Genomic DNA, 25,080 nt, shown 5'->3' with positions numbered 1-25,080 from the left:
GTTGTTTCCTGGAAATACGCTGGGGCGCAACTGCGCCCCGAAGAAAAGTTAGACAATCTGTAATGTGCCCAGACGGTGTTTACGCTGGTAAACGAATGAGGTCAGTACCATTGGGATGACAATCGCAATGACCATCGCCATGCCAAAGACCTGCCAGTAAGTCGGCTGGATGGAGAGGATGCCCGGCAAACCGCCGACGCCAATCCCGTTCGCCAGCACACCGTTCAGGCCGCACAGCAGTCCGGCGAGACCGGAACCGATCATCGCGCACAGCATCGGGAAGCGGTATTTCAGGTTGATCCCATACATCGCTGGTTCGGTTACCCCGAGATAAGCGGAGATCGCGGCAGGAACGGAAATTTCACGTTCGTTGTGTTTGCGACTGGAGATAATGATCCCGACCACCGCAGAGGCCTGAGCGATATTCGACAGGGCGATCAGTGGCCATACCGGCGTGCCGCCCATGCTCTGAATCATCTGCATGTCGATAGCCAGCGTGGTCTGATGCACGCCGGTAATCACCAGCGGGGCGTACAGGAAGCCGAACAGCGCCGCGCCAATCGGAGCAAAACTGCCGGTCAGCAGATGACGGACCGCAAACGCCACACCGTCGCCGATCATGCGGCCAAATGGACCGATAAAGGCATGGGCGAGGAACACGGCGAGGATCAGCGAGCACACCGGGACGATCACCAGATACAGGTAATCCGGCACGATGCGCTTCATGCGTGTTTCAATGAACCCGAGCGCCAGCCCGGCCAACAGTGCCGGAATGACCTGCGCCTGGTAGCCCACTTTCTCAATGCTGAACAGGCCGAAGTTCCACACGTCCGGCACCTGCTGACCGAGCAAATAGGCGTTCATCAGTTGCGGAGAAACCAGGGTCACGCCCAGCACAATACCGAGGATCGGCGTACCGCCCATTTTCTTCACCGCCGACCAACAGATCCCGACCGGCAAATAGAAGAAGATCGCTTCGCCAATCAGCCACAGGAAGTCATAGAGGGTTTTCAGCGAAGGATGCATCTGCGCCAGCGTCTGCCCGTTACTCATGGGCAGATCGCCGATCACGTTACGGAAACCTAAGATCAGGCCGCCGCTAATCAGCGCTGGCAGCAGCGGGAAGAAGATCTCCGCGAAGTGAGAAATCAGCTGCTCGTGCCACTTCATGTTCTGCCGCGCCGCTTTCTTTGCCTGCTCTTTGTCGGCACTGGCTTGTCCGGTGGTCGCCAACAGCGCTTTGTAGTAATCGCCCACCTCGGTGCCAATTACCACCTGAAATTGCCCGGCGTTGGTGAAGCAGCCTTTGACCATTGGCAACAATTCGATCTCTTTCGGTCTGGCGTTTGCAGGCTGATTCAGCACAAAACGCAGGCGAGTAATGCAGTGACTCACCGTAGCGATATTGTCGCGCCCGCCAACCAGCTCAATCAGCCGGTCGATGTCTGCTTGTTTTATTTTGCTCATGATGGTGTGTGTTCCCCGTAGACCGGAAAAGACGCTGTTGCGTCGTCATTCGGCAACTCTCTCGTTGTTGACGCCAGAGTATATCTTCGATGAATTTTTAAAAATGGGAACGTTCCCGAAACGCAGCGAAGATCACAAATTAATGCTCAGAAAGCGATCAGGAGAGGGTGGAAGGAATAACGATTTGTCGTGGTTCGCTACGGCCGTTGATCTGTTCGATCAGCTGCGAGGCCGCTTGTCGCCCGGCTTCGGCGTATCCTGGATCGACGGTGATAATTTCCGGATGGAGGAATTTCATCAGCGGCGTGCTGCCCACGCTTGCCAACTGCAGGTTCTCTATTCGCTGCTCCTGCAAGTATTTGCTGACGCCAAGGGCAAGGGTATCCGTCGCACAGACTAAGGCGGTGGTTTCCGGGGTGACGACGTTGGCGGCCTGTTCATAGCCCTGCTTCATGGCCAGACCAGGTAGCGCTGCCACAGGATGCAGTTTATGTTTTTTACAGAATGCCAGGTAGGCCTCATGGCGGCGTTTACCAGTGGTCACATCGCTATGCGGAACACCAAGAAAGCTAATATGGCGATGCTCGCGTTCGTATAAACGCTGCATCAGGGTACGAATGGCACCCTCATCGTCATAGCAGACGGAGGCAAAGCCTTTTGCATCTCTTGCCAGCAGCACCAGAGAATCCTGCCAGGAGGCGAGCATGGTTTCAGTAATGCCGGTAAAACCGAACAGCACCACGCCATCAATGTTACGGCGTCTGAGCATGCCGAGATGTTCTTCAACCAGCTCGGGCGAGAACTGGCTTTCCATCATGATCGGATCGTAGCCCTGTTCATAAAAGGCGGGCAACATGGTCTGCACGGCGAGATTTTCCGAAAGCGAGTCCAGACGCGTGACGATAATCGCCACCACCTTGTCGCTTTGTCCGCGCATGGCGCGTGCGGAGCGGGAAGGGGAAAAACCGTGCTGATTCATCACCGCCTCAACGCGTTCGCGGGTACGTTCACTCACGCCGCTTTCATTGTTGAGCACACGGGAAACGGTTGATTTTCCCACACCGCTTAAGCGGGCGATGTCTTTAATGGTCAGCCGATTTTGCATCCTGTTTTCCCATGTTGCGTGTGAAGTTATGCCAAATAGAGAATAACTTTACTCAAGCGCAGTGCAATGGGCAAAGTCTGGTATATGTTTGGTTTAGTTTCCATGGTTTATCATACCGCCATAATTGCCACAAACCTTATGGTTTTCTGCGTATAATCCGCAGCGCAAATCATTCACTTACCGGAGGCTATATGGATCCCGATCCCACCCCTCTCCCGAGATGGAGAAACAACCCTTTCCGGTAAGCTTGTCTTTCACTGTCTTACCGGAACTGTAAGACAGTGACGTTCTGACGTCCCTGTTGTGATTTTAATATTGCCACCAGGCAAGGCTTTGCCACGCCTGAAGGATTTACTGCGCCTGTTTATACTGGTGCAGAGGGACTGCCTATGTTCAAAAATATAACCCGCCAGCTGTTTGCCCGGCTAAACCGCCATTTACCGCATCGTCTGGTGCATCGTGATCCATTGCCGAATGCTCAGACCGTTGCCAGCACGCCGATCCCGCCATCGCTGAGCGAACATTGCCTGAAAATGGCGCTGATGGACGAAGAAGCGCTGTGGAAAACGTTCGGCGCTCATCCGGAAGGCTTAAACGCCGCAGAAGTCGAAAACGCCCGCGAAATACATGGCGAGAACCAGTTGCCGGCGCAGAAGCCGTCGCCCTGGTGGGTGCATCTGTGGGTCTGCTATCGCAACCCGTTTAATATACTGCTGACCATTCTCGGGGCGATTTCCTATGCCACCGAAGATCTGTTTGCCGCTGGGGTCATCGCCCTGATGGTCGTTATCTCTACACTGCTGAATTTTGTGCAAGAGGCGCGTTCCACCAAAGCGGCTGATGCGCTGAAAGCGATGGTCAGCAACACCGCCACGGTGCTGCGCGTTATCAACGAGAAAGGGGAGAACGGCTGGGTTGAACTGCCGATCGACCAGTTGGTTCCCGGCGATGTCATCAAGCTGGCGGCAGGGGATATGATCCCAGCCGATTTGCGCGTGGTGCAGGCTCGTGACCTGTTCGTGGCCCAGGCTTCGCTGACCGGTGAATCGCTGCCGGTGGAGAAAGTGGCAACCAGTCGCGATCCGCAGCAAAGCAACCCGCTGGAATACGATACCCTGTGCTTTATGGGCACCAACGTAGTGAGCGGCACGGCGCAGGCCATTGTGATTTCAACCGGCGCCAATACCTGGTTCGGGCAACTGGCAGGCCGCGTCAGCGAGCAGGAAAGCGAGCAGAATGCCTTCCAGAAAGGGATCAGCCGCGTCAGCATGCTGCTGATCCGCTTTATGCTGGTGATGGCGCCCATCGTGCTTATCATCAACGGCTACACTAAAGGCGACTGGTGGGAAGCGGCGCTGTTTGCCCTGTCTGTGGCGGTGGGACTGACACCGGAAATGCTGCCGATGATCGTCACCTCAACGCTGGCGCGTGGGGCGGTGAAGCTGTCAAAACAAAAGGTTATCGTTAAACACCTCGACGCTATCCAGAACTTTGGCGCGATGGATATCCTGTGCACCGATAAAACCGGCACCCTGACTCAGGATAAAATTGTACTTGAGAATCATACGGATATCTCTGGAAAGCCCAGCGAACATGTCCTGCATTCTGCGTGGCTGAACAGCCATTATCAGACCGGGCTGAAGAATCTGCTGGATACGGCGGTGCTGGAAGGCGTGGACGAAGAATCAGCCCGCCAGCTCTCGACTCGCTGGCAGAAAATCGATGAGATCCCGTTTGATTTTGAACGTCGCCGCATGTCGGTAGTGGTGGCAGAAGAAACCGATGTACACCAACTGGTCTGTAAAGGGGCGCTACAGGAGATCCTCAACGTCTGTACCCAGGTGCGTCACAACGGTGAGATAGTCCCGTTAGATGACAACATGCTGCGTCGGGTGAAACGCGTCACGGACACGCTGAACCGCCAGGGGCTGCGCGTGGTGGCGGTGGCGACGAAATACCTGCCAGCGCGTGAAGGTGATTATCAGCGTATTGATGAATCAGATCTGATCCTCGAAGGCTATATTGCGTTCCTCGATCCGCCGAAAGAGACCACCGCACCTGCGCTTAAAGCGCTGAAAGCCAGCGGTATTACGGTGAAAATCCTCACTGGCGATAGCGAATTGGTGGCGGCGAAAGTGTGTCATGAAGTGGGCCTGGATGCGGGTGATGTGGTTATCGGTAGCAGCATTGAAGGGTTAAGCGATGATGAGCTGGCTCGGCTTGCTCAGCGCACCACGCTGTTTGCCCGTCTGACGCCAATGCACAAAGAGCGCATTGTCACGCTGCTCAAGCGCGAAGGCCATGTGGTCGGCTTTATGGGCGATGGTATAAACGATGCCCCGGCGCTGCGCGCGGCGGACATTGGTATCTCCGTTGACGGCGCGGTAGATATTGCACGTGAAGCGGCGGATATCATCCTGCTGGAAAAGAGCCTGATGGTGCTGGAAGAAGGGGTGATCGAAGGACGCCGTACCTTCTCTAACATGCTGAAGTACATCAAAATGACGGCCAGTTCGAACTTCGGTAACGTGTTTAGCGTGTTGGTGGCGAGCGCCTTCTTACCGTTCTTGCCGATGTTACCGCTGCACTTACTGATTCAGAACCTGCTGTACGATGTATCCCAGGTGGCGATTCCGTTTGATAACGTCGACGAAGAGCAGATCAAAAAGCCGCAGCGCTGGAATCCCAGCGAATTGGGCCGCTTTATGATCTTCTTTGGACCGATCAGCTCGATCTTCGATATTCTGACCTTTTGCCTGATGTGGTTCGTCTTCCATGCCAATACGCCTGAACATCAGACGTTGTTCCAGTCTGGCTGGTTCGTGGTGGGCCTGCTGTCGCAAACGTTGATTGTGCATATGATCCGTACCCGTCGCGTGCCGTTCATCCAGAGCCGCGCCGCATGGCCGCTGATGCTGATGACGCTGGTGGTAATGGTGGTGGGCATTGCATTACCGTTCTCGCCGCTGGCCAGCTACCTGCAATTGCAGGCGCTGCCGCTGAGCTACTTCCCATGGCTGATTGCGATTCTGGCGGGTTACATGACATTAACCCAGCTTGTGAAAGGTTTTTATAGCCGTCGCTACGGCTGGCAGTAATCCTCAACGTCTCTGCAGGATGGTGTTAATACCATCCTGCATTTCTCTTTTTCATTCGAAAGATATTCTCCCAAAATATTAGTGTTTTATTTTTATTGAAATGCTAACGGGTGTTATTAGTATCAAATCGCCTTCTTTGCGTTGTTTTTGTATCAATAAAACGATCTGCATTGCAAAAATGAAACAGTGTGCTAAAAATTTTAAGCATCTGCGATTTTTTGTGAACGCAGTCATCGAAATAAATTGTTACACCAGTTAGTCTGCGCAGGTAACGTCGTTAAGAAAGTTTCTCGCTGCCCGTTTTTAATTCCGGCAGTCATTTGCTCTGCAAGCTATTCCTGTTAATGGATATTATGAACTTCTGGAGAAGGACAAATGAAACTGACAAAAAACCTGTTAAGTCTGTGTATTGGCGCGTCTGTATTCCTGGCGAGTCATGCAACGCTGGCACAAACTTTTCGCGCCGCAGATGTGCATCCGGCTGATTACCCGAACGTTGTTGCTGTCAAACATATGGGGGAAAAACTTAGCGCTGCGACCGACGGTCGTCTGGAGATTAAAACCTTTCCAGGTGGCGTGTTAGGCGATGAAAAACAGATGATTGAACAGGCGCAATTAGGCGCTATCGATATTATTCGTGTCTCAATGACGCCTGTTGCCGCTATTCTCCCTGAAATTAACGTGTTTACCCTGCCATATATTTTCCGCGATGAGGACCATCTGCATAAGGTTCTCGATGGCATGATCGGTCAGGAAATTGGCGACCGTCTGACGGCCAATACCAAATCGCGGCTGGTGTTTCTCGGTTGGATGGATGCCGGCACGCGTAACCTGATCACCAAAAATCCGGTGGTGAAACCGGAAGATTTACACGGTATGAAAATCCGCGTTCAAGGAAGTCCGATAGCGCTGGATACCCTGAAAGCGATGGGCGCTAACTCCGTTGTCATGGGCGTCAGTGAAGTATTTAGCGGCATGCAGACCGGCGTTATTGATGGCACGGAAAATAACCCGCCAACGTTTGTTGCGCATAACTATTTGCCGGTCGTGAAAAACTATACCTGGAGCAAACACTTTATTATTCCTGAGCTTTTTCTGTTCTCGAAAGCTAAATGGGATAAGTTGAAAAAAGAAGACCAGGATCTCATTATTAAACTCGCTAAAGAAGCCCAGGTAGAGCAACGAAAACTTTGGCAGGATTATAATGCGAAGTCACTGGAGACCATGAAAGCCAACGGCGTTCAGTTCCACGATATTGATACGGACTATTTCTATAAAGCCACGCAGTCAGTGCGGGATAATTACGGTAAAGACCACCAGGATTTGATCAAACGTATTCAGGATGTGAAGTAATTCATCAGGTGGAGGATATCAACCCTCCGCCTGAATCTTTTGATTAATTCGAGGTGATAATTATGGGTGAATGCTATTCATCGGTAATGGATTTTCTTTATCGGGTGTCAATGTGGATTGCCGGTATCGCATTATTGGTCATGGTCGCCATTATCCCCATTGGCATATTCGCGCGTTATGTTCTGAATAACGCCCTGTCATGGCCTGAACCCGTCGCTATTCTCTGTATGGTGACATTCACCTTTATTGGCGCGGCGGTGAGCTATCGTGCAGGCTCGCATATCGCGGTGAGCATGGTGACTGACCGTCTGGGGGATGCTTCCCGCCGTTATTGCTCGGTAATCGCAGACGTTATGTTGGTGGCGATAAGCCTGTTTATCCTTTGGTACGGAACCAATCTCTGTCTTGAACTGTGGGACCAGCCCGTGGCGGAATTCCCGCTTTTAAGCGCCGGGCAAAACTATCTTCCATTGCCGATTGGCTCTGCCATAACGCTGCTGTTTATCGCAGAAAAGATTTTCCGTGGTCCGCAGTACCAACGTCCCGTTGTCATGCTGGGATCGACCAGCTAGTTACCGCCCCCATTTCAGAAAGGAAAGCAGATGGATGCATTTATTCTCGTCTTTACGCTCGGCATTATGCTGGCGATTGGGGTACCGGTAGCGTACGCGGTTGGCATTAGCGCCATCATTGGGGCCTGGTACATAGATATTCCGCTGGAAGCGGTAATGATCCAACTGACCAGCGGTGTGAATAAGTTTTCGCTGCTGGCGATCCCATTCTTTATTCTGGCCGGGGCTATTATGGCCGAAGGGGGAATTGCGCGGCGACTGGTGAACTTTGCCTATATTTTTGTTGGCTTTATCCGCGGCGGACTGTCGCTGGTAAACATTGTGGCATCAACCTTTTTTGGCGCTATTTCCGGATCGTCCGTGGCGGATACCGCATCCATTGGTTCGGTAATGATCCCAGAGATGGATAAAAAAGGTTATCCGCGCGACTTTGCCGCAGCGGTAACGGCCAGTGGTTCGGTGCAGGCGATTCTTACGCCGCCCAGCCATAACTCGGTTATCTACTCGCTGGCAACCGGTGGCACGGTGTCGATTGCCGCGCTGTTCATCGCCGGGATCCTGCCGGGGCTGCTGTTAAGCCTCAGCCTGATGGTGATGTGTGTGGCGTTCGCGCACAAGCGCGGTTATCCAAAAGGAGAACGTGTACCGTTTCGCCAGGCGCTGAAGATTTTCGTCGATACGCTGTGGGGCCTGATGACCGTTGTGATCATCATGGGCGGTATCCTGTCAGGTATCTTTACCGCAACGGAGTCTGCGGCAATTGCCTGCCTGTGGGCCTTCTTTGTCACCATGTTTATCTATCGTGACTATAAATGGTCTGAGCTGCCGAAGCTGATGTTCCGCACGGTGAAAACGGTCACTATCGTCATGATCCTGATAGGCTTTGCCGCTGCGTTCGGTGCCGTCATGACCTATATGCAGTTGCCGATGCGTATCACTGAAGCTTTCACCAGCATCTCGGACAACAAATACGTCATCCTGATGTGTATTAACATCATGCTGCTGCTGATCGGTACGCTGATGGATATGGCACCGCTGATCCTCATTCTGACGCCGGTTCTGCTGCCGGTGACCAACGCGCTCGGCATTGATCCGGTTCATTTTGGCATGATCATGCTGGTGAACTTAGGGATCGGCCTGATTACGCCGCCGGTAGGGTCGGTGCTGTTTGTGGCCAGTGCGGTGAGTAAACAGAAAATAGAGCAGGTGGTGAAGGCGATGCTGCCGTTTTACCTCGTGCTATTCCTGGTGCTGATGCTCGTGACGTACATTCCGGCGATTTCGCTGTTCCTGCCGAAACTGTTTGGTGTGATGTGATAAATGCCCGGTGGCGCTTGCGCTTACCGGGCCTGTAAAGGACCCGTGCATTGGCCGGACGAGGCAAAGCCATCATCCGGCACAAGAAGACTTAGCGACGAACAGCGATCGCTTCAATCTCGATTTTCACGTCTTTCGGCAGACGGGCAACTTCTACGCAAGAACGCGCAGGGAAGGTCGCGTTGTGTTCGGTGAAGAATGCTTCGTAGGTCGCGTTTACAGTTGTGAAATCGTTCAGGTCTTTAACGAAAACGGTCGTTTTTACGATGTCGCCCACTTTCAGGCCTGCTGCTTCAACGATAGCTTTTACGTTTTCCAGCGACTGACGTGCCTGAGCGGACACGTCTTCCGCTACGGTACCGGTTTTCGGATCGACCGGGATCTGACCGGAAGTGATTACCATGCTACCCAGGTCAACGCCCTGAACGTATGGGCCGATTGCTGCTGGTGCATTTTCCGTCGCGATAGTCTTGCTCATGATTTCTCCTGAATTACAGCGGTAGTAGAATGTTCCCGCTCATTATAGGGAGCCGGGATCTCATAACCAACCCCAATTAGTTGGCCAGCACCACATAATGCGAAAACTCTTTTTCACAGTATTTGCATTTGAGTGCGATGTCATCAGCGCGCTTTTTCACTGCAAAACTGGAAGATACTGGTTCAGCATGGCTGATACAGTTGCTGTTCGGGCAAACCAGTACGTTGTCGATACGCTCAGGCAGGCTCGGACGTGATTTACCCACCACGTCGTAATCGTCAATGCGGTTTACCGTTGCCTGCGGGGCGTACAGGGAGAGCTGGTTTACCTGCTCATCGGTCAGGAACGTGTTTTCAATTTTAATCAGGTCCTTACGGCCCATCTCGCCTGACGGCAGGTTCAGACCGATGGTGATACGTTGGTCGGTTTCCGTCAGTTTGAACAGCGTCAGCAGCTTAAAACCAACCTGTGCGGGAATATGGTCAATCACGGTGCCACGTTTGATGGCTTCAACCTGCAGTTTGTTATCGTGTTTCATCTCTTTTTCTCCCTTACAGTGCCAGTTCGCTATTCAGTACCAGTGCCAGTAACGCCTGGCGGGCGAAGATGCCGTTGCCAGCCTGCTGGAAATACCAGGCGTGTGGCGTCTTGTCGACGTCGGTGGTGATCTCATCGATACGCGGCAGCGGATGCAGTACCTTCATGTTTGCTCTGGCGCCGTTCAGATCGCTGGCGCGCAGAACAAACTGCGCTTTCACGTTGGCGTATTCGGACGGGTCCAGACGCTCTTTTTGTACGCGGGTCATGTAGAGGATATCGACCTCCGCCATCACCTCTTCAATAGTGCCGTGCAGGCTCCAGGCGATACCTTTTTCATTCAACATATCCAGAATATATTGCGGCATGGCCAACGCGTCCGGGGCGATGAAGTAGAAACGGTTACCTTCAAACTTCGCCAGCGCCTGGGTCAGGGAATGGACGGTGCGGCCATATTTCAGGTCACCCACCATGGCGATGTGAAGATTGTCCAGGCGACCCTGAGTTTCCTGAATGGTGAACAGATCCAGCAGTGTTTGGGTGGGATGTTGGTTGGAGCCGTCGCCTGCGTTCAGTACCGGAACGTTACCGGAGAACTCCGTAGCCAGACGCGCGGCGCCTTCCTGCGGATGGCGCATTACGATGGCGTCGACATAGGTGCTGATGACGGAAATGGTATCGGCCAGTGTTTCACCTTTTTTGCCCAGAGAGGTGTTGCTGCTGTCAGAGAAACCCACCACGCTGGCGCCCAGGCGGTGCATGGAGGTTTCAAAGGATAAACGGGTGCGGGTTGAGGCTTCAAAGAAGCAGCTGGCGATAACCTTATGCTTTAACAGCTCCGGCTGTGGGTTAGCTTTTAATTTCGCCGCCGTTGCGAGGACCAGATTGAGGTCATCGCGGCTGAGGTCGTTTATGGAAATGATGTGTTTTTGATAGAGCGGATTAGCCATGTTTATCTCCTGACGCCTGGGCAAAAAAAAAGCCCCTCAATTGAGGGGCTCGGAATGGGTGATCAACGGAAAGAAAAACGGCAGGCCAGCGTCCTTTTTCAGACGCGGTAAGACAAAATGTCGTACACACTGAACCATACATCCTCCCGGCAAATTGTCCGCGATTATACTCAGCTCCGTTATGGGATCAAGCGAAAAATGCACAAATTATTCATCGCAAACGATTCTCATGAATATTCATTCACCCTGAATGCCAAACAGTAACAATGAGATAAACATGCGTTGACGCAAAATATCGGCAAATAGCAGTAGTATGGCAGACCATTTTTTCGTATAACAACTAAAATGAAACGATGTTTTAATTAAGGGGTTTGAGATGATTGTCGGCAATATTCACAACCTGGATGCCTGGCTGCCGGAAGAGCTGCGTCAGGCGATTGAACACATTAAAGCGCATGTGACGGATGAGACGGAAAAAGGTAAGCACGACATCGACGGCGATCGTCTGTTTTATCTGATTGCTGAAGATATGACGGAGCCGTTTGCACAGCGCCGCGCCGAGTATCACGCGCGCTATCTGGATATTCAGATCCTGCTCAAAGGTCAGGAAGGCATGACCTTCAGCACGCAGCCTGCGGGCGCGCCGGAAACTGACTGGCTGGCGGATAAAGATATCGCCTTCCTGCCGGAAGGGGTACAGGAGAAAACGGTGGTGCTGAACGAAGGTGATTTCGTGGTGTTTTATCCGGGCGAAGTGCATAAACCGCTGTGCGCGGTCGGTGCTCCAGCGCTGGTACGCAAAGCCGTGGTGAAAATGCGGGTGGCATAAGCGTATTTGCCGGGGGCGGCTTCGCCTTACCCGGCCTACGGGAGCGCGGTTGTAGGCCGGATAAGATGCTTAGCATCGCCATCCGGCATTCTTTTCATCCATGCCCTCACTTCGCCAGCGTCGCCACCATCACCGCTTTGATGGTGTGCATCCGGTTTTCCGCCTGATCAAATACGATACTGGCGGGGGATTCAAAGACCTCATCGGTCACTTCCATTCCGCCGTGCAGACCATATTCCTGTGCCATTTGTTTGCCAAGCGTGGTTTGATCGTCATGAAACGCGGGCAGGCAGTGCAGGAATTTCACCTGCGGATTGCCGGTCAACGCCATCATCGCGCTATTAACCTGGTACTTACGCAGCAGCGCAATACGTTCGGCCCACTTCTCTTTTGCTTCGCCCATTGATACCCAGACGTCGGTATAGATGAAGTCCGCGTCTTTCACGCCAGTGGCGACATCTTCAGTCAGCGTAATATTGCCGCCGTTTTTCTGCGCCAGCGCTTTGCACTCCGCAACCAGACTTTCTTCCGGCCAGCAGGCCTGCGGTGCGACCAGGCGCAGATCCAGCCCGGTTAATGCGGCGGCTTCCAGCATGGAATTGCCCATATTGTTGCGGGCATCACCGGTGTAGACCAGCGTCATCTCATTAAACGCTTTACCCGGCAGGTGTTCCTGCATAGTTAACAGATCCGCCAGCAGTTGAGTGGGGTGAAACTCGTTGGTTAATCCGTTCCACACCGGAACTCCGGCATATTCCGCCAGCGTCTCGACAATCTCCTGACCGTGACCCCGATACTGAATACCGTCGTACATGCGGCCGAGCACGCGGGCAGTATCTTTGATCGACTCTTTATGACCAATCTGGCTGCCGCTTGGCCCGAGATACGTCACGCGCGCGCCCTGATCGTATGCGGCAACTTCGAAAGAGCAACGGGTACGGGTTGAGTCTTTTTCGAAGATGAGCGCGATATTTTTACCGGTGAGCTTAGCGACTTCAGTGCCGTTTTTCTTATCTGCCTTCAGCTGTGCGGCGAGCTGGAGCAGTGACGTGAGTTCAGCAGAGGTGAAATCAAGCAGTTTCAAAAAATGTTTCTGATAAAACGCAGACATGGTTCCCTCACATGGCTTAGGCTATTTATTGAATTAAAATTCAATTTATATGGATGTTTATTCATTTGCAACCTTGTTTAACAAATCTTTCCTGGAAAGGTGGAGGCAATGACAGCGGTATGTGACAATAAGAGTATCGGCAGGACATTATGAGGAACGAGCCATGGCAAACCCGGAACTACTGGAAGAACAGCGTGAAGAAACGCGCTTGATTATTGAAGAGCTACTCGAAGATGGCAGCGATCCAGATGCGCTGTACACCATCGAGCATCACCTTTCCGCGGATGACTTCGAAACCCTGGAAAAAGCGGCAGTAGAAGCCTTCAAGCTGGGTTATGAAGTGACCGAGCCGGAAGAGCTGGAAGTGGAAGAAGGCGACACGGTTATTTGCTGTGACATTCTGAGCGAATGTGCACTGAATGCGGAGTTGATTGATGCTCAGGTTGAGCAACTGATGAACCTGGCTGAAAAATATGATGTGGAATACGACGGTTGGGGTACCTATTTTGAAGACCCGAACGGCGAAGAAGGTGAAGACGGCGACGATGAAGACCTCGTCGACGAAGATGATGACGGCGTGCGTCACTAAGTCATCTACTGACCTGCGGTAGCCCAGGCTGCCGCAGGCCAAGGACAACGTATGGATTACCTGCAAATACTCTCCCCGATCCACAATTTCCTGCACTGTAAAACGCCCCAGGCCTGGCTTGATAAAGCGCGAGACCCAGCGAATCTGCCTCTGTTATTGACCGATCACCTCGTCTGTGAGCTGAAAGCGGCGCAAACGGCGATGCTGCTGGTGCGTAAGTATGTCGCGGATAAACAGGGATCGCAGGCGCTGCTGGACTGGCTGAAGCCCTATGAAGCGTTTGCTTTCAGAGAAGGGGATGAGCCGGATTTTATCGCGCTGAATAAACAGATAAGCAAAAGCGTGATGCCGCAAACCGACGACCCGTGGGGACGCAAGCTTATCGACAGCATGGTTTTGCTGATCAAAGAAGAGCTGCATCATTTCTGGCAGGTGCGTGAGGCGATGATGAGCCGCAACATTCCCTATATCAAGATTACCGCCAGCCGTTACGCCAAAGGCATGCTCAAAGAGGTACGCACCCATGAGCCTTTAACGCTAATCGATAAACTGATTTGCGGGGCTTACATTGAGGCGCGTTCCTGCGAACGGTTCGCCGCGCTGGCGCCGTATCTGGATGATGATCTGCAGGCGTTTTATCTGTCGCTATTGCGATCCGAGGCCCGACACTATCAGGATTACCTGGCGCTGGCGCAGCAGGTTTCAGCCGATGATATCAGTAGCCGGGTGCGGTTTTTTGGCGAAGTAGAAGCCGCGTTGATCACCTCTCCTGACGATGAATTCCGTTTCCACAGCGGTGTGCCAGCTTAATTCCTTTCTTTGACGCGCGGTGCTCATCGCCGCGCGGTTTAATCCTTCCTGTTTCTGTTAGCAAAATCTGGTGGCTGGAAATCGCTCGCTGCTGCCGTAATAATCAAAACACACGAAGGGGAAATATATCCCCGTAACAGAGATGATTTGGCATAAGGATGGTTAATGAACTGGGCACACGTTTTGTTGGCAGGTTATATCGGGGCGGTGATTGCTATCGTCGTCGGCATGTTTCGCAAAAAAGGCTGGCTGGGCAAGGTCTCCGGCGCGGTGGTCTTTGTGGTGGCGATTATCGCGTGGAATCTGTTTGATGTGCACTACCTGATCCCACGCGAAAGCCCGGATTATGGTCTGACCGAAGAGCAGCAGTTTGAAAAGGCGATGCTCTCCAATCCGGCGTTTCAGGTGATTAAGGAGCAGGAACCTGAGCTGACACAAAAAATTATCAGCCAGGCAGCGCAGATGAAGAAAGCAGGGAGTAGCGAACAGCAGGTTATCGACGCGATACAGCCGCAAATTCTTCAGTTACAAATGGCAAGATTGCAGCAGGCGCCAGATGCCAATGTCATTGAATATATGAAAATTAACCTTGAGCAGATCGCTGCTGTGGCCAAAATAGGTAATGACGAATGCTTCCGCTTTCTGTTTCCGGCAGTGAAAGGGGGGATTAACCCGGCACGTCTGGTTCCGCGTGAGATCATGGATCGTCGTATGGCGAGTGACATGAGCATGATGTATGCCTCTCACGGCCCGAAAAAACATACGGTCACGGCAGAAGAGAAACAGCTGGCGTTGCAGGATCTGCAAGCAATAAGCCCTGGGCTAGTACAGCGTTATGGGCCGGATATTCAGATCATGGCCGATCCGACTAAAGCGATCGGCAAAGAGAAGATTGCCTGTGAGATAGTGCAGGATCTCTGGTCACAGGTGCTGAAACTGCCAACCGCTCGCGCGGCTGGTGTTATTAGACTGATGCTCTCAGCCGAGATGCAGTAACGCGGTTAAAGCCTATCGGCGTAGGGTCAGAGGGGCTTTAACATCCGCACTTCACAATCTACGTGCCCGGTACAGCCCAGCGCTTCGCTGATATGCTCAAAGCCTAAATGTTCATACAGGCGGATTGCCTCGGTCAGAAACGCTGTGGTCTCCAGATAGCACTGTTTAAAACCCTGCTCGCGGGCATGTTCGAGCGCCATCAGCGCCAGTTTTTTCGCCAGCCCCTGACCGCGCGCGCTCGACAGGAAGTACATCTTTTGCAGCTCGCAAATGTCTGGTTCACTACATCCTAACGGTGCAACACCACCGCCGCCCACGACTTCACCGTTTTGCTCAACCACCCAGTAGGCCGCGCCCGGCTGGCTGTAAACCTGGAACAGTTCGTCCAGATTAGGGTCGGCAACGGTATAGCCCTTATCGGCGGTAAGCCCGTATTCAGCGGAAACTTTGCGGATAACACGGGCAATGGCGGCGTTATCATCGGCAGAAATTCGGCGCAGCGTTGCCGCGACGGAGGTAATGGCACTCATAGCGAACTCATGACATAAAAGTGAGACATATGCAGTTAATACCACTGCGGCGAGGGGAAGCGCAAGCGAGGATAATTCAATAAAAAGCCTCTGAGCCTATGCGTCAGAGGCTTTATCGTCTGTGGTGTCGGATGCGCTACGCTTATCCGACCTACGATGACGGTGCCCGTTTGCCGGATAAGCGCAGCGCTATCCGGCATAGGCAATTACAGCGCGGCGATGACCGCCTGCTGTTCAATCAGCTTCGCTTTGGCTTCTGCGTAACCGTCCAGCTTCTCACGCTCTTTGGCGATAACTGCTTCCGGTGCGCGGGCAACGAAACCTTCGTTGGAAAGTTTGCCTTCGATACGGGCAATCTCACCTTCGATTTTCGCTACTTCTTTTGCCAGACGCGCCAGCTCATCTTCTTTGTTGATGAGGCCAGCCATCGGGATCAGCAGCTCGGCGCCGTCGATGATTTTGGTCACGGAGACCGGGCCTTTGTCATCGGCTGGTAGCACGGTAATGCTTTCCAGACGTGCCAGGTTCAGCAGGAAGCTACGGTTGTCGTTCACACGACGCATTGCGTCAGCGCTGCAACCACGCAGCAGCAGCTCCAGCGGTTTGCCCGGGGCGATGTTCATTTCCGCACGGATGTTACGTACGGCAACGATCGCCTGCTTCAGCCATTCGGTATCGGCCAGCGCGGCTTCATCAACCTGTGCGGCGTTATATTCCGGGAACGGCTGCAGCATGATGGTATCTGCAGTGTTGCCACAAATCACTTTCACGCGCTGCCAGATGGTTTCGGTGATGAACGGAATGATCGGGTGCGCCAGGCGCAGCAGACCTTCCAGCACGGTAACCAGCGTATTGCGGGTGCCGCGCAGTTCAGACTCGGAACCGCCGTTCATGACCGGCTTGGTCAGCTCCAGATACCAGTCGCAGAACTGGTTCCAGGTGAACTCGTACAGAATGCCCGCGGCGATATCGAAGCGGAAGTTATCCAGCGCTTCGCGGTACGCTTTGATGGTCTGGTTGAATTCAGCCAGGATCCAGCGATCCGCCAGAGACAGGGTCATTTCGCCGCCGTTGAAGCCGCAATCCTGATCTTCGGTGTTCATCAGCACGAAGCGGCTGGCGTTCCACAGCTTGTTACAGAAGTTACGGTAACCTTCCAGACGCTTCATGTCCCAGTTGATATCGCGACCGGTAGAGGCCAGCGCTGCCAGGGTGAAACGCAGGGCGTCGGTGCCGTGCGGCTCGATGCCATCCGGGAACTGCTTCTCGGTACGCTTGGCAATTTTCTCAGCCAGCTGCGGCTGCATCATGTTGCCGGTACGTTTCTCCAGCAGTTCTGCCAGAGAGATACCGTCGACCATATCCAGCGGGTCAATCACGTTACCCTTGGATTTGGACATCTTCTGGCCTTCGTCGTCACGAATCAGACCGGTCATGTAGACGGTCTTGAACGGAACCTGCGGCTTGCCGTTTTCATCTTTGATGAAGTGCATGGTCATCATGATCATGCGGGCAATCCAGAAGAAGATAATGTCGAAGCCGGAAACCATCACGCTGGTTGGGTGGAACTGACGCAGCGCGTCGGTATTTTCCGGCCAGCCCAGCGTAGAGAAGGTCCACAGTGCAGAAGAGAACCAGGTATCGAGAACGTCTTCGTCCTGACGCAGCGCAACGTCGGCGCCGAGGTTGTTTTCCTGACGCACTTCGTCTTCGGTACGGCCAACGTAGACATTGCCGTCGTTGTCATACCATGCCGGGATACGGTGACCCCACCACAGCTGACGGGAAATACACCAGTCCTGAATATCACGCATCCAGGAGAAGTACATGTTTTCGTACTGCTTCGGTACGAACTGGATGTCGCCGTTTTCAACCGCTTCAACCGCCGGTTTCGCCAGCACGTCGGCACGGACGTACCACTGGTCGGTCAGCATCGGTTCGATAACCACGCCGCCACGGTCGCCGTAAGGTACGGTCAGGTCGTGCGGTTTAATTTCTTCCAGCAGGCCCAGCGCATCAACGGCGGCAACCACCGCTTTACGCGCAGCAAAACGTTCCAGCTTCTGGAACTCAGCCGGGATTTCATTGGAGTAAACGTCGGACTCTTCGCCTTTGGTGTCGTACACTTCCGCGGTTTCACGGATGTCACCGTCAAAGGTCAGAATGTTGATCATCGGCAGGCCGTGACGTTTCCCGACTTCGTAGTCGTTAAAGTCGTGTGCCGGGGTGATCTTCACGCAGCCGGTGCCTTTTTCCATGTCGGCGTGTTCATCACCGACGATCGGAATGCGGCGGTTAACCAGCGGCAGAACAACGAATTTGCCAATCAGATCTTTATAGCGCGGATCTTCCGGGTTCACAGCCACGCCGGTATCACCCAGTACGGTTTCCGGACGGGTGGTGGCGACGACCAGGTAATCTTTACCGTCTGCGGTTTTCGCGCCGTCAGCCAGCGGATAGCGGATGTGCCACATGGAGCCTTTAGACTCGCGGTTTTCCACTTCCAGATCAGAAATAGCGGTGCGCAGTTTCGGGTCCCAGTTGACCAGACGCTTGCCACGGTAGATCAGATCTTCTTTGTACAGGCGAACAAAGACTTCTTTCACGGCATTGGAAAGACCTTCGTCCATAGTGAAGCGCTCGCGCTCCCAGTCAACGGAGTTGCCGAGACGGCGCATCTGACGGGTAATGGTGCCGCCGGATTCCGCTTTCCACTGCCAGATTTTGTCGATAAACGCTTCGCGACCGTAGTCGTGACGGGTTTTACCTTCTTCAGCGGCAATCTTACGCTCAACCACCATCTGGGTAGCGATACCCGCGTGGTCGGTACCGGCCTGCCACAGGGTGTTTTTACCCTGCATGCGCTGGTAGCGAATCATGGTATCCATGATGGTTTGCTGGAAAGCATGACCCATATGCAAACTGCCGGTGACGTTCGGCGGCGGGATCATGATGCAGAAGGACTCTTTGCTTTCATCGCCGTTAGGTTTGAAATAGCCCTGCTTTTCCCAGTGCTCGTAAAGCGGCTGTTCGATATCTTGTGGGTTGTATGTCTTTTCCATTATTTCCAGGTTGCCGTATTCAGGTTAAAACCAGCCACGCGGTAAGCTTTGTAGCGATCGCGTGCCGATTGTTTCAAAGAATCTTCGTAAGGAACGAAGTCTATCACTTCTGTGAAAGCGGTGGCAAAATCTGCAAAGCCAACGCGCAAACTGATGAGCAGGTCGCGCGGGCTGCTATTGCGTTTCTCCGGCCAGGCAATCTCTACCGGCGCGCCACCTCTGGGGCCTTCTCCCGCCAGATTATGCGGAACAAAACTTTCTGCCGGTCTCGCCCACAGAGCTTCATCCAGTCGAAGAGCCTGCTTTTCGTTTTCACAGGCGATCAGCACGCGCTTGCCAGCACGCCAACGTTCTGCGGCAATTTCACACACCAGTTGTTCAACGGCGCTTAAGCCATCGACGGTGTTGTCATTGTCCAGAATATAGAACGTTGCGTTTCTCATGATATGGGGCTTCTTGTTGTGGATTTAAATGCAAAGCCGGGTGGCACTACGCTTACCCGGCCTACGGTTGAGTAACGTTGTCGGCCGGGTAAGGCGAAGCCGCCACCCGGCGTTTTACATCACTCTTCGCCGTTAAAACCGGCACGATTGAGCAGGAACTGCGACAGCAACGCCACCGGACGACCGGTTGCGCCTTTGGCTTTCCCTGAACGCCATGCGGTACCGGCGATATCCAGGTGCGCCCAGTTGTACTTACGGGTAAAGCGTGACAGGAAGCAGCCCGCGGTAATGGCACCGCCAGGACGTCCGCCGATGTTCGCCATATCCGCAAAGTTGGACTCTAACTGCTCCTGGTATTCATCACCCAACGGCAAACGCCATGCGCGGTCACCAGCCTGCTCGGACGCACCGATCAGCTCATGCGCCAGCGGGTTGTGGTTCGACATCAGGCCGGTGATGTGATGGCCCAGCGCAATCACGCACGCGCCGGTCAGGGTCGCGACGTCAATCACTGCTTCTGGCTCAAAACGCTCGACGTAGGTTAACACGTCGCACAGCACCAGACGGCCTTCGGCATCCGTATTGAGCACTTCAACGGTCTGTCCAGACATGGTGGTCAGCACGTCGCCTGGGCGATACGCGCGGCCACCCGGCATGTTTTCACAGCCCGCCAGCACGCCGACGACGTTGATAGGCAACTGAAGCTCGGCCACCATGCGCATCACGCCGTATACCGCTGCCGCGCCGCACATGTCGTATTTCATCTCATCCATGCCTTCGGCAGGTTTGATGGAGATACCGCCGGAGTCAAAGGTTAACCCTTTACCGACCAGCACAATCGGACGCGCGTCTTCGGACGGATTACCTTTGTACTCGATGACCGACATCAGCGACTCGTTCTGCGAGCCGTGACCGACGGCCAGATAAGAGTGCATGCCCAGTTCTTTCATTTGCTGCTCGCCGATCACGCGGGTCACAACATTTTTGCTGTAGCTGTCTGCCAGCTGGCGCGCCTGAGAGGCCAGGTAGGCGGCGTTACAGATGTTCGGCGGCATGTTGCCAAGATCTTTTGCCGCTTTAATGCCGGCGGCGATCGCCAGACCGTGCTGGATAGCACGCTCACCGCTGGTCAGCTCACGGCGGGTCGGTACGTTGAAGACCATTTTACGCAGCGGGCGACGTGGCTCGCTTTTGTTGGTCTTCAATTGATCAAAGCTGTACAGCGTTTCCTGTGCCGTCTCAACGGCCTGACGCACTTTCCAGTAGTTATTGCGCCCTTTGACGTGCAGCTCAGTCAGAAAGCAGACGGCTTCCATTGAGCCAGTATCATTCAGCGTATTGATGGTTTTCTGAATGACCTGCTTGTACTGGCGCTCGTCAAGTTCGCGCTCTTTGCCACAACCAATGAGGAGAATTCGCTCAGACAGAACGTTAGGAACATGGTGCAGCAACAGGGTTTGACCCGGTTTGCCTTCCAGTTCGCCGCGACGCAGCAGTGCGCTGATGTACCCGTCGCTGATCTTGTCGAGCTGCTCTGCAATCGGAGAGAGGCGGCGTGGTTCAAAGACACCCACGACGATGCACGCACTCCGCTGTTTCTCCGGGCTACCGCTTTTTACACTGAACTCCATGCACTACGCTCCTGAATCTTAAAGACAACGGCGGTGGCTACGGATAGAATTGCAAGCTTTCGTAACTCATACCCGCTGTTGCGGTGACTTCGTGTTAATCTTAACGTTATTACGGCATTGGCACGTCAGAACAATTTCTGAGAGGTGGATCCGTTGAGTATAATGATCTTAGCGACGATTTCGACGACTCAAGAGAATAAATGACGTTTAAGCCATGAAACAAGCTAAATTCCGGCAAAAGACGGGTTTTTACGGGCGTATTTAAAGTGATAATCATAAGATATCTGGTTCGGGAAACGCTCAAAAGCCAACTTGCGATCCTATTCATCCTGCTTTTGATCTTCTTTTGTCAAAAGTTGGTCAGGATCCTTGGTGCGGCGGTTGACGGTGATATCCCGGCAAATCTGGTGCTCTCGCTGCTGGGGCTGGGCGTGCCAGAAATGGCGCAACTTATCTTGCCCTTAAGCCTGTTCCTCGGGCTGTTGATGACGCTGGGCAAACTGTATACCGAAAGCGAAATTACGGTCATGCACGCCTGCGGGCTGAGCAAGGCAGTGCTCGTGAAAGCGGCGATGGTGCTGGCGCTGTTTACCAGTATTATTGCGGCGGTCAACGTGATGTGGGCTGGACCGTGGTCCTCCAGACATCAGGACGAAGTCCTGGCGGAGGCGAAAGCGAACCCCGGTATGGCGGCGCTTGCTCAGGGGCAATTCCAGCAGGCGACCAACGGCAGTTCGGTGCTGTTTATTGAAAGCGTTGACGGCAGCAACTTCAAAGACGTGTTCCTCGCGCAAATCCGCCCGAAAGGCAACGCTCGTCCTTCGGTGGTGGTAGCGGATTCCGGACATCTTACCCAGATGCGCGATGGCTCTCAGGTTGTGACGCTGAATCAGGGTACGCGCTTTGAAGGTACCGCGCTGCTGCGCGATTTCCGCATTACCGACTTCCAGGATTATCAGGCGATTATCGGTCATCAGGCCGTGGCACTGGATCCAAACGATACCGACCAGATGAACATGCGTACGCTGTGGACGACCGACACCGATCGTGCCCGCGCGGAGCTAACCTGGCGTATCACGTTAGTATTCACCGTATTTATGATGGCGCTGATGGTCGTACCGCTGAGCGTGGTGAACCCGCGTCAGGGGCGCGTGCTGTCGATGCTGCCAGCAATGCTGCTCTATTTGCTGTTCTTCCTGGTTCAGACGTCGCTGAAGTCGAACGGCGGTAAAGGTAAGCTGGATCCGGTGTTCTGGATGTGGACGGTTAACCTGGCGTATCTGGCGCTCGCGATTGTGCTTAACCTCTGGGATACGGTGCCGATGCGCCGCTTGCGTGCCCGTTTTATGCGTAAAGGAGCGGTATAATGCAGCCTTTTGGTGTACTTGACCGCTATATCGGTAAAACCATTTTCACCACCATCATGATGACGCTGTTCATGCTGGTGTCGCTCTCCGGGATCATCAAGTTTGTCGACCAGCTGAAAAAAGCCGGGCAGGGGAGCTACGATGCGATGGGCGCCGGGCTGTATACCCTGCTCAGTGCGCCGAAAGATATCCAGATCTTCTTCCCGATGGCGGCGCTGCTGGGTGCATTGCTGGGATTGGGCATGCTGGCCCAGCGTAGTGAACTGGTGGTGATGCAGGCTTCTGGCTTTACCCGTATGCAGGTGGCGTTGTCGGTGATGAAAACCGCGATTCCGCTGGTGCTGCTGACGATGGCTATCGGCGAATGGGTCGCGCCACAAGGCGAACAGATGGCGCGTAACTACCGTGCGCAGCAGATGTACGGCGGCTCGTTGCTCTCTACCCAGCAGGGGTTGTGGGCGAAAGACGGTGACAGCTTTGTCTACATCGAGCGGGTGAAAGGCGACGCAGAGTTAGGCGGGATTAGCATCTACTCGTTTAACGACAAGCGCCGTCTGCAGTCTGTACGCTACGCTGCGAGCGCGACGTTTGACCCGGAGCAGAAGGTCTGGCGTTTGTCGCAGGTAGATGAATCCAACCTGACCGATCCGAAGCAAATCACCGGCTCGCAAACGGTGAGCGGCACCTGGAAAACCAACCTGACACCCGACAAGCTCGGCGTTGTGGCGTTGGATCCTGACGCGCTGTCGATTAGCGGTCTGCATAACTACGTGAAGTACCTGAAGTCGAGCGGCCAGGATGCCGGACGCTATCAGCTCAATATGTGGAGCAAAGTCTTCCAGCCGCTGTCTGTAGCGGTCATGATGCTGATGGCGCTGTCGTTTATCTTTGGTCCGCTGCGTAGCGTCCCGATGGGCGTGCGCGTGGTGACAGGGATTAGCTTTGGCTTTGTGTTCTATGTGCTGGACCAAATCTTTGGCCCGCTGACGCTGGTGTACGGCATTCCGCCGATTATCGGTGCGCTGCTGCCAAGCGCCAGCTTCTTCCTGATAAGCCTGTGGCTGATGCTGCGTAAGTCGTAATCACAGTAATCGTAGGCCTGATGGCGTTGCGCTTTTCAGGCCTACTCCGGACCCGTAGGCCGGATAAGGCGTTTACGCCGCCATCCGGCAACGTAACGCGGGGCTAGCGTTTTCTCCCGCCCATCAAACTCCCCAACATGCCGCGGATTATCTGATTGGTAACCTGTCGCGCCGCGCTTTTCGCCACGCTCTGCACTACGCCATCGCGCTTACCGCCGCGCGGTCCGGTGCTGCCAAACAGAATATCCTTCAACCCACCGAGAATACCGCCGTCCACATCGACAGCTTTACCGTTGGCGGGAGGCGTATTTTGCTGCTCGGTACTGGCCTGCACGCCTTGCTGTAAACGTTCATAGGCGGACTCGCGGTCGATCTCTTCTTCATATTTACCGTACAACGAAGAGTGATTAATCAGCCCGTTGCGCTCGTCGTCCGTCACCGGTCCCATCCGTGAGCATGGCGCAATCACCATTGCTCGTTCAACCACCGACGGGCTGCCTTTGGCGTCCAGAAACGACACCAGCGCCTCACCGGTTCCCAGCTCCTGAATGGCTTTTTCGGTATCAAATGCCGGGTTGGCGCGCATGGTTTGCGCCGCGGTTTTCACCGCTTTCTGATCTTTCGGCGTGAACGCGCGCAGGGCATGTTGCACACGGTTTCCCAACTGACCAAGCACGTTGTCCGGAATATCCGACGGGTTTTGCGAGACGAACCACACGCCGACCCCTTTCGAGCGGATCAGGCGGATCACCTGTTCGATTTTATCCAGCAGCACCTGCGGAGCATCGTTGAACAGCAGGTGTGCTTCATCGAAGAAGAACACCAGTTTTGGTTTCTCCAGATCGCCCGCTTCCGGCAACTGTTCATACAGCTCGGAGAGCATCCACAGCAGGCTGGCGGCGTACAGTTTGGGCATCTGGTAGAGCTTCTCGGCGCTGAGGATATTAATCATCCCTTTGCCGCTGGCGTCGGTACGCATCCAGTCTTTGATGTCCAGCATCGGTTCGCCAAAGAAGTGTGCCGCTCCCTGCTGCTCCAGCGACAGTAGCCCGCGCTGGATAGCCCCAACCGAGGCGCTACTGATATTGCCGTACTGATTCTGGAAGGATTTAGCGTTATCGCCAATGTACTGGGTGATGGCCCGCAGGTCTTTGAAATCGAGCAGCAACAGACCCTGGTCATCGGCAATACGGAAGATAATATCCAGCACACCGGACTGCACGTCGTTGAGGTTCAGCAGACGGGCCAGCAGCAGCGGACCGAGGTCTGATACCGTGGCCCGCACGGGGTGACCTTTTTCGCCGAAGATATCCCACACCGTGACCGGATTAGCATGCGGTTGCCAGTCGGTAATGCCGATGTTTTTCAGGCGGGCGAGCAGCTTTTCAGAGGCTTGTCCTTCCTCGGCTACACCGGTTAAGTCACCTTTCACATCGGCCATAAATACCGGCACGCCAATCTCGGACAACGATTCGGCCAGCTTCTGTAGCGTGACGGTTTTACCGGTCCCGGTCGCGCCGGTAATCAGCCCGTGACGGTTGGCCATGCCTGGCAGTAAAAACAGTTCGGTGTCCGGCGTGCGGGCAATTAGCAGGGGTGCGCTCATTGAGATTTCCTCCATTTATCCTGCCTGGAGTATAGGCAACCGTGACGCACTCTTCACCGCTAAATTGCGGAGATTGTGAGGAGAATTTAACCTGTCAGGAATAGCGGGGAGAATAGCCGGGAAGCTTACGCCACCCGGCAAAGACGA

At 54.0% G+C, this 25,080-nt stretch carries 24 protein-coding genes; 12 read left to right on the top strand and 12 right to left on the bottom strand.

The features are described from left to right. Positions 1 to 48: 48 nt before the first annotated feature. Both treB and treR read right to left on the bottom strand, forming a co-directional pair. Positions 49 to 1,467, bottom strand: coding sequence for a PTS trehalose transporter subunit IIBC (gene treB / locus OGY37_RS12335; protein ID WP_048215055.1), 1,419 nt, complete (start codon positions 1,465 to 1,467; stop codon positions 49 to 51). A gap of 157 nt (positions 1,468 to 1,624) precedes the next feature. Further along, on the bottom strand, positions 1,625 to 2,572 hold the full coding sequence (treR, locus tag OGY37_RS12330) for a trehalose operon repressor TreR (protein WP_286620941.1): 948 nt from the start codon (positions 2,570 to 2,572) through the stop codon (positions 1,625 to 1,627). A gap of 11 nt (positions 2,573 to 2,583) precedes the next feature. Here treR and mgtL point away from each other — a divergent pair, with 11 nt between their 5' ends. The 5 genes from mgtL to OGY37_RS12310 all read left to right on the top strand — a co-directional run bounded on the left by mgtL (position 2,584) and on the right by OGY37_RS12310 (position 8,912). Further along, positions 2,584 to 2,817, top strand: a complete 234-nt coding sequence (gene mgtL, locus OGY37_RS23410; protein WP_122973918.1) for a mgtA regulatory leader peptide MgtL — start codon at positions 2,584 to 2,586, stop codon at positions 2,815 to 2,817. A 144-nt stretch (positions 2,818 to 2,961) separates the two neighbouring features. Beyond that, a complete protein-coding gene (gene mgtA / locus OGY37_RS12325) occupies positions 2,962 to 5,670 on the top strand; it encodes a magnesium-translocating P-type ATPase (protein ID WP_286620939.1) in 2,709 nt (902 codons plus the stop codon). A gap of 375 nt (positions 5,671 to 6,045) precedes the next feature. Beyond that, a complete protein-coding gene (locus OGY37_RS12320) occupies positions 6,046 to 7,023 on the top strand; it encodes a TRAP transporter substrate-binding protein (RefSeq protein WP_181509651.1) in 978 nt (325 codons plus the stop codon). 62 nt (positions 7,024 to 7,085) lie between these two features. Beyond that, positions 7,086 to 7,595 (top strand): TRAP transporter small permease, encoded by a 510-nt coding sequence (locus OGY37_RS12315; RefSeq protein WP_043018240.1) that lies wholly within the window; start codon positions 7,086 to 7,088, stop codon positions 7,593 to 7,595. Positions 7,596 to 7,625: 30 nt separating this feature from the next. Continuing rightward, positions 7,626 to 8,912: a TRAP transporter large permease gene (locus tag OGY37_RS12310; RefSeq protein WP_003830349.1), complete on the top strand. Its 1,287-nt coding sequence runs from the start codon at positions 7,626 to 7,628 to the stop codon at positions 8,910 to 8,912. 91 nt (positions 8,913 to 9,003) lie between these two features. Here OGY37_RS12310 and ridA read toward each other — a convergent pair whose 3' ends face one another. The 4 genes from ridA to pyrL form a co-directional block, all read right to left on the bottom strand. Next, positions 9,004 to 9,390 (bottom strand): 2-iminobutanoate/2-iminopropanoate deaminase, encoded by a 387-nt coding sequence (gene ridA / locus OGY37_RS12305; protein ID WP_286620936.1) that lies wholly within the window; start codon positions 9,388 to 9,390, stop codon positions 9,004 to 9,006. A 76-nt stretch (positions 9,391 to 9,466) separates the two neighbouring features. After that, on the bottom strand, positions 9,467 to 9,928 hold the full coding sequence (gene pyrI / locus OGY37_RS12300) for an aspartate carbamoyltransferase regulatory subunit (RefSeq protein WP_191235825.1): 462 nt from the start codon (positions 9,926 to 9,928) through the stop codon (positions 9,467 to 9,469). Positions 9,929 to 9,941: 13 nt separating this feature from the next. Next, a complete protein-coding gene (gene pyrB / locus OGY37_RS12295; protein WP_003025818.1) occupies positions 9,942 to 10,877 on the bottom strand; it encodes an aspartate carbamoyltransferase in 936 nt (311 codons plus the stop codon). Between the two features lie 36 nt (positions 10,878 to 10,913). Beyond that, positions 10,914 to 11,015 (bottom strand): pyr operon leader peptide, encoded by a 102-nt coding sequence (pyrL, locus tag OGY37_RS12290; protein WP_003025819.1) that lies wholly within the window; start codon positions 11,013 to 11,015, stop codon positions 10,914 to 10,916. 238 nt (positions 11,016 to 11,253) lie between these two features. Between pyrL and OGY37_RS12285 the strand changes: the two genes are divergently transcribed. Continuing rightward, positions 11,254 to 11,706 carry a YhcH/YjgK/YiaL family protein gene (locus tag OGY37_RS12285; protein WP_048215052.1) on the top strand — a complete coding sequence of 151 codons (453 nt, stop codon included), beginning with the start codon at positions 11,254 to 11,256 and terminating at the stop codon, positions 11,704 to 11,706. Positions 11,707 to 11,812: 106 nt separating this feature from the next. Here the strand turns inward: OGY37_RS12285 and argF are convergent, their stop codons facing one another. Beyond that, entirely contained in the window at positions 11,813 to 12,817 is a 1,005-nt protein-coding gene (gene argF, locus OGY37_RS12280) for an ornithine carbamoyltransferase (RefSeq protein ID WP_003830265.1), read from the bottom strand. Between the two features lie 163 nt (positions 12,818 to 12,980). Between argF and rraB the strand changes: the two genes are divergently transcribed. The 3 genes from rraB to OGY37_RS12265 all read left to right on the top strand — a co-directional run bounded on the left by rraB (position 12,981) and on the right by OGY37_RS12265 (position 15,212). After that, entirely contained in the window at positions 12,981 to 13,406 is a 426-nt protein-coding gene (gene rraB / locus OGY37_RS12275; RefSeq protein ID WP_003025845.1) for a ribonuclease E inhibitor RraB, read from the top strand. A gap of 51 nt (positions 13,407 to 13,457) precedes the next feature. Continuing rightward, complete coding sequence (gene miaE / locus OGY37_RS12270; protein WP_008786061.1) at positions 13,458 to 14,216, top strand: tRNA isopentenyl-2-thiomethyl-A-37 hydroxylase MiaE; 759 nt, start codon at positions 13,458 to 13,460, stop codon at positions 14,214 to 14,216. A 165-nt stretch (positions 14,217 to 14,381) separates the two neighbouring features. Continuing rightward, complete coding sequence (locus OGY37_RS12265) at positions 14,382 to 15,212, top strand: topoisomerase II (protein ID WP_286620933.1); 831 nt, start codon at positions 14,382 to 14,384, stop codon at positions 15,210 to 15,212. A 26-nt stretch (positions 15,213 to 15,238) separates the two neighbouring features. Here OGY37_RS12265 and OGY37_RS12260 read toward each other — a convergent pair whose 3' ends face one another. The 4 genes from OGY37_RS12260 to pepA all read right to left on the bottom strand — a co-directional run bounded on the left by OGY37_RS12260 (position 15,239) and on the right by pepA (position 20,878). After that, positions 15,239 to 15,742: a GNAT family N-acetyltransferase gene (locus tag OGY37_RS12260; RefSeq protein WP_003025856.1), complete on the bottom strand. Its 504-nt coding sequence runs from the start codon at positions 15,740 to 15,742 to the stop codon at positions 15,239 to 15,241. A gap of 206 nt (positions 15,743 to 15,948) precedes the next feature. Next, a complete protein-coding gene (locus tag OGY37_RS12255) occupies positions 15,949 to 18,804 on the bottom strand; it encodes a valine--tRNA ligase (RefSeq protein WP_008786064.1) in 2,856 nt (951 codons plus the stop codon). Beyond that, positions 18,804 to 19,247 carry a DNA polymerase III subunit chi gene (holC, locus tag OGY37_RS12250; protein WP_003830256.1) on the bottom strand — a complete coding sequence of 148 codons (444 nt, stop codon included), beginning with the start codon at positions 19,245 to 19,247 and terminating at the stop codon, positions 18,804 to 18,806. Before holC ends, OGY37_RS12255 begins: the two co-directional genes overlap by 1 nt. A 119-nt stretch (positions 19,248 to 19,366) precedes the next feature. Next, positions 19,367 to 20,878 (bottom strand): leucyl aminopeptidase, encoded by a 1,512-nt coding sequence (gene pepA, locus OGY37_RS12245; RefSeq protein ID WP_003025870.1) that lies wholly within the window; start codon positions 20,876 to 20,878, stop codon positions 19,367 to 19,369. A 153-nt stretch (positions 20,879 to 21,031) separates the two neighbouring features. Here pepA and OGY37_RS12240 point away from each other — a divergent pair, with 153 nt between their 5' ends. The 3 genes from OGY37_RS12240 to lptG all read left to right on the top strand — a co-directional run bounded on the left by OGY37_RS12240 (position 21,032) and on the right by lptG (position 23,327). Beyond that, complete coding sequence (locus tag OGY37_RS12240) at positions 21,032 to 21,082, top strand: hypothetical protein (RefSeq protein WP_212723231.1); 51 nt, start codon at positions 21,032 to 21,034, stop codon at positions 21,080 to 21,082. Positions 21,083 to 21,144: 62 nt separating this feature from the next. Continuing rightward, positions 21,145 to 22,245, top strand: a complete 1,101-nt coding sequence (gene lptF, locus OGY37_RS12235) for an LPS export ABC transporter permease LptF (protein ID WP_032942200.1) — start codon at positions 21,145 to 21,147, stop codon at positions 22,243 to 22,245. Further along, positions 22,245 to 23,327, top strand: a complete 1,083-nt coding sequence (lptG, locus tag OGY37_RS12230) for an LPS export ABC transporter permease LptG (RefSeq protein WP_008786067.1) — start codon at positions 22,245 to 22,247, stop codon at positions 23,325 to 23,327. Before lptF ends, lptG begins: the two co-directional genes overlap by 1 nt. Before the next feature lie 103 nt (positions 23,328 to 23,430). On the opposite strand, the gene OGY37_RS12225 is transcribed toward lptG, so the two are convergent. Continuing rightward, the gene (locus OGY37_RS12225) at positions 23,431 to 24,933 is read right to left on the bottom strand and encodes a helicase HerA-like C-terminal domain-containing protein (protein WP_100272870.1); all 1,503 of its coding nucleotides are present in this window, start codon (positions 24,931 to 24,933) and stop codon (positions 23,431 to 23,433) included. Positions 24,934 to 25,080 lie beyond the last annotated feature (147 nt).

The sequence above is a fragment of the Citrobacter sp. Cpo030 genome, from assembly GCF_030333005.1.
Taxonomy (GTDB): Bacteria; Pseudomonadota; Gammaproteobacteria; order Enterobacterales; family Enterobacteriaceae; genus Citrobacter; species Citrobacter portucalensis.
This window is presented reverse-complemented; position numbering and strand designations above follow the sequence as displayed.